Annotated in this window: 17 protein-coding genes and 1 riboswitch; of the genes, 6 read left to right on the plus strand and 11 right to left on the minus strand. The window is 56.0% G+C overall.

Going from position 1 to position 14,605, the window contains the following annotated elements; all coding sequences use genetic code 11:
- Positions 1-30: 30 nt before the first annotated feature.
- The 10 genes from NL510_RS01535 to rsd all read right to left on the minus strand — a co-directional run bounded on the left by NL510_RS01535 (position 31) and on the right by rsd (position 8,815).
- Positions 31-348 carry a PTS lactose/cellobiose transporter subunit IIA gene (locus NL510_RS01535; RefSeq protein ID WP_253381024.1) on the minus strand — a complete coding sequence of 106 codons (318 nt, stop codon included), beginning with the start codon at positions 346-348 and terminating at the stop codon, positions 31-33.
- A 3-nt stretch (positions 349-351) separates the two neighbouring features.
- Positions 352-657, minus strand: coding sequence for a PTS sugar transporter subunit IIB (locus tag NL510_RS01540; protein ID WP_253381026.1), 306 nt, complete (start codon positions 655-657; stop codon positions 352-354).
- A 179-nt stretch (positions 658-836) separates the two neighbouring features.
- Complete coding sequence (locus NL510_RS01545) at positions 837-2,378, minus strand: sensor domain-containing diguanylate cyclase (protein WP_253381028.1); 1,542 nt, start codon at positions 2,376-2,378, stop codon at positions 837-839.
- Positions 2,379-2,712: 334 nt separating this feature from the next.
- The gene (gene thiH / locus NL510_RS01550) at positions 2,713-3,846 is read right to left on the minus strand and encodes a 2-iminoacetate synthase ThiH (protein WP_253381030.1); all 1,134 of its coding nucleotides are present in this window, start codon (positions 3,844-3,846) and stop codon (positions 2,713-2,715) included.
- Entirely contained in the window at positions 3,843-4,613 is a 771-nt protein-coding gene (thiG, locus tag NL510_RS01555; RefSeq protein ID WP_253381032.1) for a thiazole synthase, read from the minus strand. Before thiG ends, thiH begins: the two co-directional genes overlap by 4 nt.
- Positions 4,614-4,814, minus strand: coding sequence for a sulfur carrier protein ThiS (gene thiS, locus NL510_RS01560; protein ID WP_253381033.1), 201 nt, complete (start codon positions 4,812-4,814; stop codon positions 4,614-4,616).
- Positions 4,798-5,553: a HesA/MoeB/ThiF family protein gene (locus NL510_RS01565; RefSeq protein WP_253381036.1), complete on the minus strand. Its 756-nt coding sequence runs from the start codon at positions 5,551-5,553 to the stop codon at positions 4,798-4,800. Before NL510_RS01565 ends, thiS begins: the two co-directional genes overlap by 17 nt.
- The gene (gene thiE / locus NL510_RS01570; protein ID WP_253381038.1) at positions 5,546-6,181 is read right to left on the minus strand and encodes a thiamine phosphate synthase; all 636 of its coding nucleotides are present in this window, start codon (positions 6,179-6,181) and stop codon (positions 5,546-5,548) included. The genes NL510_RS01565 and thiE overlap by 8 nt, the downstream gene beginning before the upstream one ends.
- The gene (thiC, locus tag NL510_RS01575; RefSeq protein WP_253381040.1) at positions 6,181-8,076 is read right to left on the minus strand and encodes a phosphomethylpyrimidine synthase ThiC; all 1,896 of its coding nucleotides are present in this window, start codon (positions 8,074-8,076) and stop codon (positions 6,181-6,183) included. Before thiC ends, thiE begins: the two co-directional genes overlap by 1 nt.
- 78 nt (positions 8,077-8,154) lie before the next feature.
- Positions 8,155-8,263: riboswitch (TPP riboswitch) on the minus strand.
- Positions 8,264-8,317: 54 nt separating this feature from the next.
- Positions 8,318-8,815 (minus strand): sigma D regulator, encoded by a 498-nt coding sequence (gene rsd, locus NL510_RS01580; protein ID WP_253381042.1) that lies wholly within the window; start codon positions 8,813-8,815, stop codon positions 8,318-8,320.
- A 95-nt stretch (positions 8,816-8,910) separates the two neighbouring features.
- Between rsd and nudC the strand changes: the two genes are divergently transcribed.
- From nudC to NL510_RS01610, 6 genes are all read left to right on the plus strand, one after another.
- Positions 8,911-9,684: an NAD(+) diphosphatase gene (gene nudC, locus NL510_RS01585; protein WP_253381044.1), complete on the plus strand. Its 774-nt coding sequence runs from the start codon at positions 8,911-8,913 to the stop codon at positions 9,682-9,684.
- Between the two features lie 40 nt (positions 9,685-9,724).
- Positions 9,725-10,789, plus strand: a complete 1,065-nt coding sequence (gene hemE, locus NL510_RS01590) for a uroporphyrinogen decarboxylase (protein ID WP_253381046.1) — start codon at positions 9,725-9,727, stop codon at positions 10,787-10,789.
- Positions 10,790-10,798: 9 nt separating this feature from the next.
- Positions 10,799-11,470 carry a deoxyribonuclease V gene (gene nfi, locus NL510_RS01595; protein ID WP_253381048.1) on the plus strand — a complete coding sequence of 224 codons (672 nt, stop codon included), beginning with the start codon at positions 10,799-10,801 and terminating at the stop codon, positions 11,468-11,470.
- 41 nt (positions 11,471-11,511) lie between these two features.
- Positions 11,512-12,102, plus strand: coding sequence for a YjaG family protein (locus NL510_RS01600; RefSeq protein ID WP_253381050.1), 591 nt, complete (start codon positions 11,512-11,514; stop codon positions 12,100-12,102).
- 186 nt (positions 12,103-12,288) lie between these two features.
- Positions 12,289-12,561: a nucleoid-associated protein HU-alpha gene (gene hupA / locus NL510_RS01605; RefSeq protein ID WP_002445246.1), complete on the plus strand. Its 273-nt coding sequence runs from the start codon at positions 12,289-12,291 to the stop codon at positions 12,559-12,561.
- A gap of 11 nt (positions 12,562-12,572) precedes the next feature.
- Positions 12,573-13,265 carry a DUF1481 domain-containing protein gene (locus tag NL510_RS01610; protein ID WP_253384705.1) on the plus strand — a complete coding sequence of 231 codons (693 nt, stop codon included), beginning with the start codon at positions 12,573-12,575 and terminating at the stop codon, positions 13,263-13,265.
- Between the two features lie 47 nt (positions 13,266-13,312).
- Here NL510_RS01610 and purD read toward each other — a convergent pair whose 3' ends face one another.
- A complete protein-coding gene (purD, locus tag NL510_RS01615; RefSeq protein WP_253381052.1) occupies positions 13,313-14,605 on the minus strand; it encodes a phosphoribosylamine--glycine ligase in 1,293 nt (430 codons plus the stop codon).

Genomic DNA, 14,605 nt, shown 5'->3' on the forward strand with positions numbered 1-14,605 from the left:
ACGATAAGCGTAGTCGCCAGCGGGCGTTCTTTAGTTAATCAGCGGGATCCGGCGATAAAGCTCAATCATATCGCCCGCCAGATCCTGAATGACCATCGCGTTCATCAGGTGATCCTGTGAATGAACGGTAATCAGGTTAACCGGTAGTTTCCCTGTTCCTTCGTCAAAGCCAATGAGCTGGGTCTGAATGACGTGCGCATGCTTCACGAATTCGCGCGACTCTTCCATCGCTTTTTCCGCTTCTTCAAATTCACCTTTACGGGCCATCTGCAACGCCGTGAGGGCTGCGCTACGGGCCGCACCCGCGTTAACCAGCAGCTCCATAATCGTTGTTTCTAAATCTTCCATGGGCTACTCCAGCAGTTTGAGGGCTTTTTCGAGAACGACATCACCTTTCATCATGCCGTAATCCATCATATCGATCACCACGACTTTTTTACCCAGCGGCTCGGCCTGCGCTTGCAGTTTTGCCAGCTCGTATTTAACCTGTGGCCCCAGCAATACGATGTCTGCCGTCGCGAGGTTGTCTTTAAACTCCGCGACCGGAACGGCTTTAATGGTTACTTCAACCCCTTTTTTCTGCGCGGCGTCTTTCATGCGTTGTACCAGCATGCTGGTTGACATCCCTGCTGCACAGCATAAAACGATGTTCTTCATAGTCAGCCTCGATCAACATGTGTTTAGTGATAATTATCCCGTGCAGTCCGCTTCAACAACCGCTTTACCGCGATTGTGTGTCAGGCATCACAAAGAAATCGGCATTTTTCTGAAACCGGTTACAATTCTGCGGCAGAGAGCAATCTGCCCGTGAAAATGGGCAGATTGAAGAGCGGAAGTTAGTGGGCGGGCATATGAATAATACGGTTTTTTCCCTGCTGTTTTGCCGCGTAAAGAGCGGCATCAACGCTTGCCACGAACTGTTCCAGAGGTTCGAAGCGCCACTCACCCAGCCCCGCGCTAAAGGTCACGTGGAGGTTTTCTTCCCGCCATTCGCGTTTTCTAACGGCGTGGCGCCACGTCTCGAGCAGTGAATGGGCGGAATTTATCAGCTCATCCTGGAAGATTACCGCGAACTCTTCGCCCCCATAGCGGTAAAGGGAGACGTCATGTGGCTTCATTATCTTAATCCCCTCGCGCGCGACGTTACGCAAGACAATGTCGCCGCTCACGTGGCCCCAGGTGTCGTTGATCGACTTGAAATTATCAATATCAACCAGCGCCAGCGCGAACGGCTGATGGCTTTTTAGCAGCTCATCAACATCGCTATCGAAAGCGCGGCGGTTTTTGCACCCCGTCAGCGCATCGTGGGTCGCCTGGCGCACATACGCCATCTCGCGCTCTTTGTTCGACTTGATAGTATGGCTAAGCATCGCTTCAAGCCGCGGAGCCTGGTTGACGTCCCCGGTTTTAATGGCGTTGATAATGTTCATCAGCACGGTGCGCGAGGCATGGCGCAGGTATAAACCGAACAGGATGATAATGATGGCCGCAAGGGCAAATCCCCAGCCGACGATGGTGGTTTGATGGCGGGTGATATCGGTGAGTGTCGCGCCAGATACCCGGTAGATAACAAACCAGTCCGGGTTGGTGAAAGAGTAATAGTAATACCAGCTTTGGCTTTGCGGATCGTAAAGATGACCTTCGCCGCTGGTCATTTTGTCCATGAGCGCTTCACTGACGTAGGATTTAAAGAGTGCTCCCGTATCGGGATGAAGCACCACGGCGCCATCGCGCTCGACGACAAAGAATTCACCCTGTACCGGGGCCACCATCTGACGAAGGGTAAAGCCCATTGATGCCAGATCAAGATGAAAGGCGAGGGTGCCTTTTAATCGTCCTTCTGGCGAAAGCACGGGCTTGAAGAGGGTAACAGTAGGATGCCCGGTGAAATAGTCCGTATAGGGGCGGGTATAGCGACTGAAAATACTGGCTTCAGCTTGCCCAATAAACCAGGGACGGATCCGGGCATCGAAAGTTTTGCTCTTCTCCGTCGGGAGCACTTCCGGCGCGCGCAGATAATGGCCCTGCGTGTCGGCCAGAGAGATAGACGACACGGAAGGCATCAGATTCTGCAAATACATCAACATCTGCAGCCCTTCTGCAGGGTTAGTGCTTACCGTGGCCTCGAGCCGGTTATTGCGTGCGAAGAAGGTCGCCGCACGACCGAGGATATAGTCATTTTCATGCAGAATTGATTCGGTATAGTTCACCGCAAGATTATGGGTGAAGTTACCGTTAATCTTATGAAAATATTCAATAAAATCCTTTCTTTGCATTATCGTAACGAACACGGCGATCAGAATGAAGCTGAGCATGATCCCTACGAAGCTGACCATTATCGGCCGGGTAAAAGAGAGTTTTCTACTGTGACGAGCCATAAGCTGTACATCAATCCTGATGGTGTAACGCATTACGTGAATGGATATCCTCTCAGCATAGTCGCTGCCCGGAGGTTAGCGGTTAATTATACAGATGCAGTTTTCAACTGAGATGATTTATCTTAAGAATCGATAGGAAATTACGCATTCGTTTTGTGAATTCATTTAGTGCCGCACTGCGCCGGAAGCAGGGCGAAACGAGGAAGAAGCTTTTCGCCCTGGTCGGCATCCGTTGCTGACGAAAGCAGAATAAAAAAGTGGGAGATATCTGACAATCTCCCGATTATCACGTTACGAGCAGCCTCGTAATATTTCAATGCGGTTACAGCGCGTTTCAACGCATTTGCGATGCTCTTCCCAGCCAGCTATCCCAGTCTTTCCAGACGGGCTGCAGCCCTTGCCCGATCAGCGCTCGTGCCACCTCTTCCGGGCGGCGTCCATCATGCGGCGCGAATTGTTCCAGCTCCGGATGGTCATCGGCGTAACCCCCTGGCTGGGTTTTGGAAAAGGCGCTGACGTTATTGATTGCCAGCGGGATCACCCGATCGCGAAACGCCGGTGATTCCCGCGTGGAGAGGGATAATTCGACCTCCGGTGCGAGCAGACGAAAGGCGCAGATGGTTTGTACCAGCTGGCGTTCATCCATCAGCGACGTCGGTTCAATCCCTCCTGCACAGGGGCGCAGCCGGGGAAAGGAGATCGAGTAACGGCTCTGCCAGTAGCGCTGCTGTAGCCACAAAAGATGCTCCGCCACCATGTAGCAATCCACGCGCCAGTTGTCAGACAGCCCGCTCAGCGCGCCAAGACCGATTTTATCGATTCCGGCACGTCCCAGCCTGTCTGGCGTCTCAAGCCGAAAGTAGAAATCCTGTTTCTTCCCCTGCAGGTGGTGTCGCGCATAGGTCGCCTCGTGGTAGGTTTCCTGATAAACCATCACCCCGTCCAGCCCGAGCGTTTTAAGCTCGGCGTATTCGTCCAGCGTCAGGGGCTGCACTTCCATCTGTAACGAGGCGAACTCACGGCGGATGGTGGGCAGGTGCTGACGGAAATAGTCCATCCCGACTTTGCTTTGATGCTCACCCGTCACCAGCAGCAGATGTTCGAACCCCATTTCGCGGATGGCCGCACACTCGCGCGCAATTTCACCTTCATCTAGCTTCTTACGTTTGATGCGGTTGCTCATGGAAAAACCGCAGTAGGTACAGTCATTGGCGCACAGGTTAGAGAGATAGAGCGGCACGTAAAAACTCACCGTGTTGCCAAAACGCTGGCGGGTGAGGCGCTGGGCGCGCTGGGCCATCGGTTCAAGATACGCGCTGGCTGCCGGAGAGAGCAGGGCCATCATGTCCTCGCGGGTCAGGTGGCGGGCGTCAAGCGCGTGCTGTACGTCGGCTGACGTTTTGCTGTGAATGCGCAGGGCAATATCATCCCACTGTAGCTGTCGCCAGCGATCGCTAAAGGTGCTCATGAAAGTACCTCCAGAAAGCCGGTCAGCGGGCTGGTGGCTTGCGCCTGAAAACTCTGTGAGCCTGGGCCTGATGCTTTCGCCAGCCTGCCTGCCTCTACCGCCAGACGAAACGCGCGGGCCATCATTACCGGGTTGTCGGCAACCGCAATCGCCGTGTTCACCAGCACTGCGTCAGCGCCCATCTCCAGCGCCTGCGTCGCATGGCTGGGCACACCAATACCGGCATCCACCACGACGGGTACGGTGGCCTGTTCGATAATGATCTCCAGCATCGCGCGGGTCTCCAGCCCCTGGTTAGAGCCGATAGGCGCGCCCAGCGGCATCACGGCCGCGCAGCCCACCTCCTCCAGTCGTTTACACAACACGGGGTCGGCACCGCAGTAAGGCAGGACGGTAAAGCCCTGCTGCACCAGCTTCTCTGCCGCTTTCAGGGTTTCGATCGGGTCGGGCAATAGCCAGCGGGCGTCCGGATGAATTTCCAGCTTCAGCCAGCGTGTACCGAGCGCCTCGCGTGCCAACTGGGCGGCGAAAATCGCCTCCTCTGCCGTTTTCGCACCGGAGGTGTTAGGTAAAAGCGTTACGCCTGTCTCCAGCAGCGGCGCCAGGATCGCATCGCTATGATGGCGCAGATCCACGCGCTTTAGCGCCAGCGTCACCAGTTGGCTACCGCTTTCACGAATGGCATCCACCATCAGCCGTGGAGAGGCGAACTTCCCGGTTCCGGTAAATAGATGTGAGTCAAAGACTTTATCGGCAATACGTAACATTCATCCCCCTGCGATAACCTGAAACAGCAGGATCTGATCGCCTTCGCTGACCTGCTGACGATCCCACCGTTCGCGCGGCAGGATGTGTTGATTAAGCGCCAGCGCCATTCCCGGCTTGAGCTGACGTAGCGTGTCGAGCAGTGCGGCAACGCTGAGGCCCTCATCGCACTGTATTGGTTCATCGTTAAACAGAATGCGCATCGCATCCTCCGCATACCGGGCAGTGGCTGGCGCGATGCAGCGCCAGGTGTCGCCAGCTGCCAGAGCGGGCGTCAAACAGGCGCAGGGTATTACGCTGAGTCTCCATCCCGCTGAGCAACGTGATGGTTTCCAGCGCTTGCAGGGTGCCCATCATCCCTACCACGGGGCCAGGAATGCCCGCCGTGCGACAGTTGCGCTCTGGCTCGGCATTATCTGGCCACAGACAGCGATAGCAACCTTGTGCCCAGGGCGGCGTCAGAACCATCATCTGCCCGCCAAACCCGACCGCACTGGCGGTAATCAGTGGCGTATTCTGCGCGACACAGGCGGCGTTGATGGCCTGTCGCGTTGCCATATTGTCAGTGCAATCCAGCACCACGTCGGCAAGCGCGACTTCACGCTGCAGGTCTTCGCCACTCAGTCGCGCCTGTCGTGCTATCAGTTCAATATCCGGATTTAGCTGATGCAGCCGCTGGCGAGCGATCAGTGCTTTAGGCTGGTTGATATCTTCGGTAGTAAAGAGGATTTGCCGCTGCAGGTTACTGATGTGCACCTTGTCGTCATCGGCCAGCACCAGCGTGCCGATGCCGGCACCTGCCAGATACAGCGCGGCAGGCGCGCCCAGCCCGCCGAGTCCGACAATGAGCACCCGGCTGGCGAGCAGCTTTTGCTGTCCCTCGATGGCGATATCCTCCAGCAGGATCTGGCGGCTGTAGCGCATAAAATCACGGTCATTCATCGCCTGCTCCTGCCAGCCTTAAAAGCTGTGCGGTGGCGGCCTGCCAGTCTGCCGCCTGGGTGATGGCGCTGACGACGGCGATACTGCCGACACCGGTCTCCAGCACCGTAGGGGCGCGTTCAAGGCTAATTCCGCCAATGGCGACGGTGGGGTAATTTCCAAGTCGTTTAACGTGACTTGCCAGCTGTATTAACCCCTGAGGTGCGGACGGCATTTGCTTGGTTTGCGTCGGGAAGACGTGGCCGAGGGCGACGTAGGAGGGGCGAGCCGCCCGCGCCACGTCGATCTCTCTATTGTCGTGCGTTGAAACGCCCAAACGCAGACCCGCTTCGCGGATAGCATCCAGATCCGTCGTCTCAAGATCTTCCTGGCCCAGATGTACGCCGTAAGCCTGGTGCTTAACCGCCAGCCGCCAGTAGTCGTTGATAAACAGACGAGCACCGTAACGACGACCCAGCGCAATGGCGGCGATCACATCGGCCTCCACCTCTTCCTCGCGTTTATCCTTGATGCGTAGCTGGATTGTTCGAACGCCGGCCTCCAGCAGACGTTCTATCCACGTCACGCTCTCCACGACTGGGTAAAGCCCTAAACGAAAGGGGACGGAAGGGAAATTGGGCTGGTACATTACACCTCCTCTTTTTTGAGATAAATTTCGCCACCTTTGGCGCGGAAATTTTCTGACATGTCGGCCATTCCAACTTCAATCGCCTGTGCGGCCGTGTAATCACGGACTTCCTGACTGATTTTCATCGAGCAGAATTTTGGCCCGCACATGGAGCAGAAGTGCGCCACTTTGCCGGACTCTTGCGGCAGGGTTTCGTCGTGGTACGCGCGTGCGGTGAACGGGTCGAGGGCAAGGTTGAACTGGTCTTCCCAGCGGAACTCAAAACGCGCCTTCGACATAGCGTTGTCGCGGATCTGAGCTCCCGGATGGCCTTTGGCCAGGTCGGCTGCATGCGCGGCGATTTTGTAGGTAATCAGTCCCTGCTTCACGTCTTCTTTGTTAGGAAGCCCGAGGTGCTCTTTCGGCGTCACGTAGCAGAGCATGGCGCAGCCGAACCAGCCGATCATCGCCGCGCCAATGCCGGAGGTGAAATGGTCGTAGCCCGGCGCAATGTCCGTGGTCAGCGGCCCGAGGGTATAGAACGGCGCTTCGTGGCAGTGCTCCAGCTCTTCGGTCATGTTGCGGCGGATCATCTGCATCGGCACATGGCCCGGGCCTTCAATCATCACCTGAACGTCATACTCCCAGGCGATTTTGGTCAGTTCGCCCAGCGTGGACAGTTCGGCAAACTGCGCTTCGTCGTTGGCGTCGCGAATCGATCCCGGACGCAGGCCGTCGCCCAGTGAAAGAGAGACATCGTAAGCGGCACAAATTTGGCAGATTTCGCGAAAGTGCGCATAGAGGAAGTTTTCCTGATGATGCGACAGGCACCACTTCGCCATAATTGAGCCGCCGCGCGAGACAATCCCGGTCAGGCGTTTGGCGGTCATCGGCACGTAGCGCAGCAGCACACCAGCGTGGATGGTGAAATAGTCCACACCCTGTTCAGCCTGCTCCAGCAGCGTGTCGCGGAACGCTTCCCAGGTGAGGTTCTCGGCGATGCCGTTCACTTTTTCCAGCGCCTGATAAATGGGCACAGTGCCAATCGGTACCGGGCTGTTACGCAGGATCCACTCGCGGGTTTCGTGGATATAACGCCCGGTAGAAAGGTCCATCACCGTGTCCGCGCCCCAGCGCGTTGACCAGACCAGTTTTTCCACCTCCTCCTCAATGGAGGAGGTCACGGCCGAGTTACCGATGTTAGCGTTGACCTTGACCAGAAAGTTACGCCCGATAATCATCGGCTCCGATTCCGGGTGATTGATGTTGGCAGGGATAATGGCGCGACCGGCGGCCACTTCGTCACGTACAAACTCCGGCGTGATATTTTCCGGCAGGCGAGCGCCAAACCCTTCGCCGGGATGCTGGTGGCGCAGCACTTCGCTACGGATGCGCTCGCGGCCCATGTTTTCGCGGATGGCAATGAACTCCATCTCCGGGGTGACGACACCCCGGCGCGCGTAGTGCAACTGGGTCACGCATTTTCCCTTTTTAGCGCGTTTTGGCGTTAGCAGGCCGGTGAAGCGCAGTGCGTCCAGACCGTCGTCAGCCAGACGTTCTTTAGTATAGGTCGAGCTGCGGTTTGTTAGTGCTTCGCTATCGTTACGCGCATCAATCCACGGCTGGCGCAGTTTTGCCAGACCAAGCTGTACGTCGATGGTAACCGAAGGATCGCCGTACGGGCCTGATGTGTCATACACTGGCACGGCTTCGTTGTCTTCAAACTGCGGGTGCTCTTTGCTACCACCGAGAAGCGTCGGGCTGAGCTGGATTTCGCGCATCGGTACGCGGATATCGGCCTGCGAGCCGGCGAGGTAGATACGCTTTGAGTTCGGGAAAGCGGTGCCTTCCAGGGTATCAATGAAGTGTTGTGCCTGTGCGCGCTGTTCGCGGCGGGTCAGTTTAGTAGTAGACATAGCGCATTCCAAAAGTGAAGGACATGGCTTGTCAGACGACGGATGAAGCAAGAGAGGATCGCCTCTGGGCGATAAAACAGCAGAGTGACTCTTGTTCCCTTCGCAGGTATTAGCCTGATCAGGTTCCGCGGATCCCGAATTAACGGTCTCAGCCCGGCTTTCGCTCTGGGCACTCCGACAAGAAAAATCCCCCTCGTGAGAGGGGCGAATGATTGTAAATTACGCGTTAACGTTTAAGAACTCAAGCGGGCCACGCAATGTTCTCTTCGCCGCTGAGAGGCAGATTGTTATCCAGCGCGAGGGCGATCAGCTTGTCTTCCAGCGTGAATCGCTCTTCCAGCGCTTCGCCAAGGCCGGAAAGCGCTTGCTGAAACTCGAGATAATTATCGTGATCGATAGCGTTCTCAAGAGAGGAATCGTAGTAATCCATAATCAGTTGGGTATTGGTTTCCAGCAACGGATAGAGCTTACTTGCCGCTAAATAAGGAGGAGTCCCTTCCATTTCGCGGATAATGCGTTCATAAATATTGAAATGGCCGTCGGACAGATAATCGACCAGGCTTTGACAAAAATCATCCAGCGCCTTTTCATTCAGCCGCATCCAGGATTCTTTGCCAGGCTTAAGACCGACCAGATTGTAATACGCCACGAGCAGATGCTTGCGTACATGTAGCCAGCGATCCACCAGTTTGTTACTGCCTCCAACGCGCTCAGTCAGATTTTCTAGCTGGTTTAACATGTTCGACTCCATAAGGTTTAGAATTGAATCTGCTTACCCAAAATGTAACCACAATGCTAACAACATGTCAGTGAAGCGAAGGTAGTGCAATAGATATGGATCGTATTATTGAAAAATCAGATCTGGGTTGGTGGTTAGTCAGCCACGAACAAAAAATATGGCTGCCCGGCGGGGAGATACCCCATGGCGCGGCAGAGAAATTCGATCTTATGGGAGTATCCGCGCTGAAGATCGGCGAGTGGCAGGGCGATCCCGTATGGTTAGTTCAGCAGCCTCGCCGCCACGATATGGGATCCGTTCGTCAGGTGCTGGATCATGATGTGGGGCTGTTCCAGCTGGCCGGTCGCGGCGTGCAACTGGCAGAGTTTTATCGCTCACATAAATACTGCGGCTACTGCGGGCACACCATGCACCCGAGCAAAACCGAATGGGCCATGCTCTGCAACCACTGCCGTGAACGATATTACCCGCAAATTGCGCCGTGCATTATCGTGGCTATCCGGCGCGAGAATTCCATTCTGCTGGCGCAGCATACCCGGCATCGCAACGGCGTGCATACCGTCCTCGCCGGATTCGTTGAGGTGGGCGAAACGCTGGAACAGGCGGTGGCACGCGAGGTGATGGAAGAGAGCAGCATCAGGGTGAAGAATCTACGCTATGTGACTTCTCAGCCCTGGCCCTTTCCGATGTCGCTGATGACCGCCTTCATGGCCGATTACGACAGCGGCGAGATTGTCATCGACCCGAAAGAACTGCTGGAAGCGAACTGGTATCGTTACGATGATTTACCGCTGTTACCGCCGCCCGGAACCGTGGCGCGTCGGCTGATAGAAGATACCGTGGCAATGTGTCGGGCCGATGATGAGTGACATGTTACACTGAGGCCATGACGCTTAAGGAACTGCAAAAATGACCGAACTGAAGAACGATCGTTATCTGCGTGCGCTGCTGCGCCAGCCCGTTGATATCACCCCGGTGTGGATGATGCGCCAGGCGGGGCGCTATCTGCCAGAGTACAAAGCCACGCGCGCCGTGGCTGGGAATTTTATGTCGCTGTGCAAGAATGCCGAGCTGGCTTGCGAAGTGACGCTCCAGCCGCTGCGCCGCTTCCCGCTCGATGCCGCCATTCTCTTTTCGGACATTTTGACCATCCCGGATGCGATGGGCCTTGGACTTTATTTCGAAACTGGCGAAGGTCCGCGCTTTACATCGCCCATCAAGCGCAAAGCCGACGTCGATAAGCTGCCTATTCCCGATCCTGAAGGCGAACTGGGTTACGTGATGAATGCGGTGCGCACCATTCGCCGTGAGCTGAAGGGCGACGTGCCGCTGATTGGCTTCTCCGGCAGCCCGTGGACGCTGGCGACCTACATGGTGGAAGGCAGCAGCAGCAAAGCTTTTACCGTGATCAAAAAGATGATGTACGCCGAGCCGCAGGTCCTGCATGCGTTGCTCGATAAGCTGGCGAAGAGCGTGACGCTCTATCTCAACGCGCAGATCAAGGCGGGCGCGCAGTCGGTGATGATTTTCGATACCTGGGGCGGCGTGCTGACCGGGCGTGATTATCAGCAGTTCTCGCTGTACTACATGCATAAAATTGTCGATGGTCTGTTGCGTGAAAACGAAGGCCGTCGTGTACCGGTGACGCTGTTTACCAAAGGCGGCGGTCAGTGGCTGGAAGCGTTAGCCACAACCGGTTGTGACGCGCTGGGACTCGACTGGACGACCGATATTGCCGACGCGCGCCGTCGCGTAGGCGACAAAGTGGCGCTACAGGGGAATATGGATCCCTCCATGCTTTACGCGCACCCCGCACGTATCGAAGAAGAGGTGGCAACGATTCTCGCAGGCTTCGGCCAGGGGGAAGGGCACGTTTTCAATCTCGGCCACGGTATTCATCAGGATGTACCGCCAGAACACGCTGGCGCGTTTGTGGAGGCGGTGCACCGACTTTCTGCGCAATATCACAATTAAGGAGTGGTTATGGATCTCGCGTCATTACGCGCTCAACAGATAGAACTGGCTTCATCAGTGGTCCGTGAGGATCGTCTGGATAAAGACCCGCCGCAGTTTATTGGCGGGGCAGACGTGGGGTTTGAGCAGGGCGGTGAAGTGACGCGAGCGGCAATGGTGATACTGAAGTATCCCTCGCTTGAGCTGGTAGAGTACAAGGTGGCACGTATCGCCACCACTATGCCCTATATTCCAGGCTTTCTCTCCTTTCGCGAATATCCCGCGCTGCTGGCTGCGTGGGAGCAACTCTCGCAAAAACCTGACCTGCTGTTCGTTGATGGACACGGTATTTCCCATCCGCGCCGTTTAGGCGTGGCCAGCCACTTTGGCCTGCTGGTAGATGTGCCGACGATTGGCGTAGCCAAAAAACGGTTGTGCGGCGCGTTTGAGCCGCTTTCCGCCGAGCCGGGCGCCCTGGCGCCGCTCATTGATAAAGGTGAACAACTGGCGTGGGTCTGGCGCAGCAAAACGCGCTGTAACCCGCTGTTTATCGCCACCGGGCATCGGGTCAGTATGGATAGCGCGCTGTCCTGGGTACAACAGTGCACAAAAGGCTACCGTTTACCGGAGCCGACGCGCTGGGCTGACGCCGTTGCGTCGTCGCGTCCGGCATTTGTTCGTTGGCAGGAAATTCACCCCTGATTCAGGTAAACTGCGGCTAATTTTCGATTCGAGATACCAACATGTTACAAAACCCGATTCATCTGCGCCTTGAGAAGCTGGAAAGCTGGCAGCACGTCACCTTCATGGCTTGCCTGTGTGAGCGCATGTACCCCAATTATGCCGCGTTCTGCAAGCAGACGGCGTTTGGCGAAGGCCAGATCTATCGCCGGATTCTGGATCTGATCTGGGAAACGCTGACGGTCAAAGATGCAAAGGTTAACTTCGACTCCCAACTGGAGAAACTTGAAGAGGCCATTCCGGCCGCGGATGATTACGACCTGTATGGTGTCTACCCGGCGATCGATGCCTGTGTGGCGTTAAGCGAGCTGATTCACTCCCGTCTGAGCGGCGAAACCCTCGAGCATGCCATTGAAGTCAGTAAGGCATCCATTACGACCGTGGCGATGCTGGAAATGACCCAGCAAGGTCGTGAAATGACCGACGAAGAGCTGCGGGTTAATCCGGCTGTTGAGCAAGAATGGGACATCCAGTGGGAGATCTTCCGCCTGCTGGCAGAGTGTGAAGAACGCGATATCGAACTGATAAAAGGGCTGCGTGCGGACTTACGCGAGGCCGCTGAAAGCAATATCGGTATAATTTTTAATCAATGAGACAACAAAACGTGATTTAACGCCTGTTTTGTCGCACCTCGACTCTTCCCTTCTGCCCCCCGTCTGGTCTACATTTGGGGGGCGAAAAAAAGTGGCTATCGGTGCGTGTATGCAGGAGAGTGCTTTTTTGGCATTTTCGTCGCACTCGATGCTTAGCAAGCGATAAACACATTGAAAGGATAACTTATGAACAAGACTCAACTGATTGATGTAATTGCGGACAAGGCTGATCTGTCTAAAGTGCAGGCTAAAGCTGCTCTGGAATCTACCCTGGCTGCTATTACTGAGTCTCTGAAAGAAGGCGATGCTGTACAACTGGTTGGTTTCGGAACCTTCAAAGTGAACCACCGCGCTGAGCGTACTGGCCGCAACCCGCAGACCGGTAAAGAAATCAAAATTGCCGCAGCTAACGTGCCGGCATTTGTTTCTGGTAAAGCACTGAAAGACGCAGTTAAGTAAGACGCGTGGCAGTGAAAAGTTTTAACGAAGGGGCGGCAACGCCCCTTTTGTCTGTCTGGCGTGGAACACTCGCGCTGGCAGGCACGCTGTTGCTTTCCGCCTGTAGCCACGACGCTTCTCTGCCCCCTTTTACCGCCAGCGGCTACGCAGATGACCAGGGTGCGGTGAGGATCTGGCGCAAAGATTCCGACGGTGAAGTGCATCTGCTCTCCGCTTTTAGTCCGTGGCATAACGGCAATACGTCCACCGCAGAGTATCGCTGGCAGGGAAATGACCTGTCGCTGATCGAACTGAATATCTATAGCAAGACCCCCGAACATGTGAAAGTGCGTTTTGATGATCATGGCGAGCTGAGCTTTATGCAGCGCGAAGTTAGCGGTCAAAAACAGCAGCTTTCCAGCGATCAAATCGCCCTGTATCGTTACCGTGCTGAACAAATTCGCCAGACCAGCGACGCGCTGCGTCAGGGACGCGTTGTGCTGCGCCAGGGGCGCTGGCATGCCGATGGTACGGTCACTACCTGTGAAGGGCTGACAACGAAGCCTGACCTTGAATCCTGGGCGACCGAACATGTTCAGCGTCGTCAGCGTCATTCATCAATGGAAGTGAGTGTGGCGTGGCTTGAAGCGCCGGAAGGCTCTCAGCTACTGCTGGTGGCGAACGAAGATTTCTGCACCTGGCAGCCGAAAGAAAAAACTTTCTGATTTACGTCCCCTCTCCCTTGAGGGAGAGGGCTAAAGTGAGGGGGAAATTACTCCTCCTGCTCCCGCGCAATCGCGCGATAACCAATATCCTGACGGCTAAAGCTGCCGTTCCAGTGAATATCCGCCATCAGCGCGTAGGCACGCTTCTGTGCTTCTGCCACGGTATGACCCAGCGCCGTGGCACACAGCACGCGACCGCCGTTGGTGAGTACGCGATCGTCGTCTGACAGCGTCGTACCGGCGTGGAACACCTTCGTGCCGTCAATTCCTTCCAGCGGCAGGCCGTGGATTTCGTCACCGGTAGTGTAGTTGCCGGGATAACCGCCCGCAGCAATCACTACCCCGAGAGAAGCACGTTCATCCCACTCGGAGGTTTTTTTATTCAGTTTGCCTTCACAGGCCGAAAGGCAGAGATCGACCAGGTCTGATTTCATGCGCAGCATGATCGGCTGCGTTTCCGGATCGCCAAAGCGGCAGTTGAATTCAATCACCTTCGGGTTGCCCTGCTTGTCGATCATCAGGCCTGCATAGAGGAAACCGGTGTAAGTATTGCCTTCCGCTGCCATGCCTTTTACGGTTGGCCAGATGATACGGTCCATGGTGCGCTGATGGACTTCATCAGTGACTACCGGAGCAGGGGAGTAGGCACCCATCCCACCGGTGTTCGGGCCGGTATCGCCATTGCCCACGCGTTTGTGATCCTGGCTGGTGGCCATCGGTAGCACATGCTCGCCGTCGACCATCACGATAAAGCTCGCCTCTTCGCCGTCGAGGAACTCTTCAATCACGATGCGGTGGCCCGCATCGCCGAAAGCGTTGCCCGCCAGCATATCCTGAACCGCGGCTTCCGCTTCTTCGAGCGTCATCGCGACGATAACCCCTTTACCGGCTGCCAGACCGTCGGCCTTGATAACAATCGGCGCGCCTTTTTCACGTAAATAGGCGAGGGCTGGCTCTACGTCAATGAAGTTCTGATATTCCGCCGTCGGGATGTTATGACGCGCGAGGAAATCTTTGGTGAAAGCTTTGGAGCCTTCAAGCTGCGCGGCGCCTTCTGTTGGCCCGAAGATTGTCAGGCCTGCGGCGCGGAAGGCATCAACGACGCCAATCACCAGCGGCGCTTCCGGGCCGACGATGGTCAGATCGATTTTCTCACTCTGGGCAAAGCTCAGCAGTGCCGGGATATCGGTGACGCCGATAGCGACGTTCTGCAGTGTGGGTTCCAGGGCAGTTCCAGCATTACCCGGCGCCACAAAGACGGTTTTGACCTGCGGCGACTGCGCCGCTTTCCACGCCAGAGCGTGCTCGCGCCCGCCGTTACCAATCACTAGTACTTTCAT

The sequence above is a fragment of the unidentified bacterial endosymbiont genome, from assembly GCF_918797525.1.
Taxonomy (GTDB): domain Bacteria; phylum Pseudomonadota; class Gammaproteobacteria; order Enterobacterales; family Enterobacteriaceae; genus Enterobacter.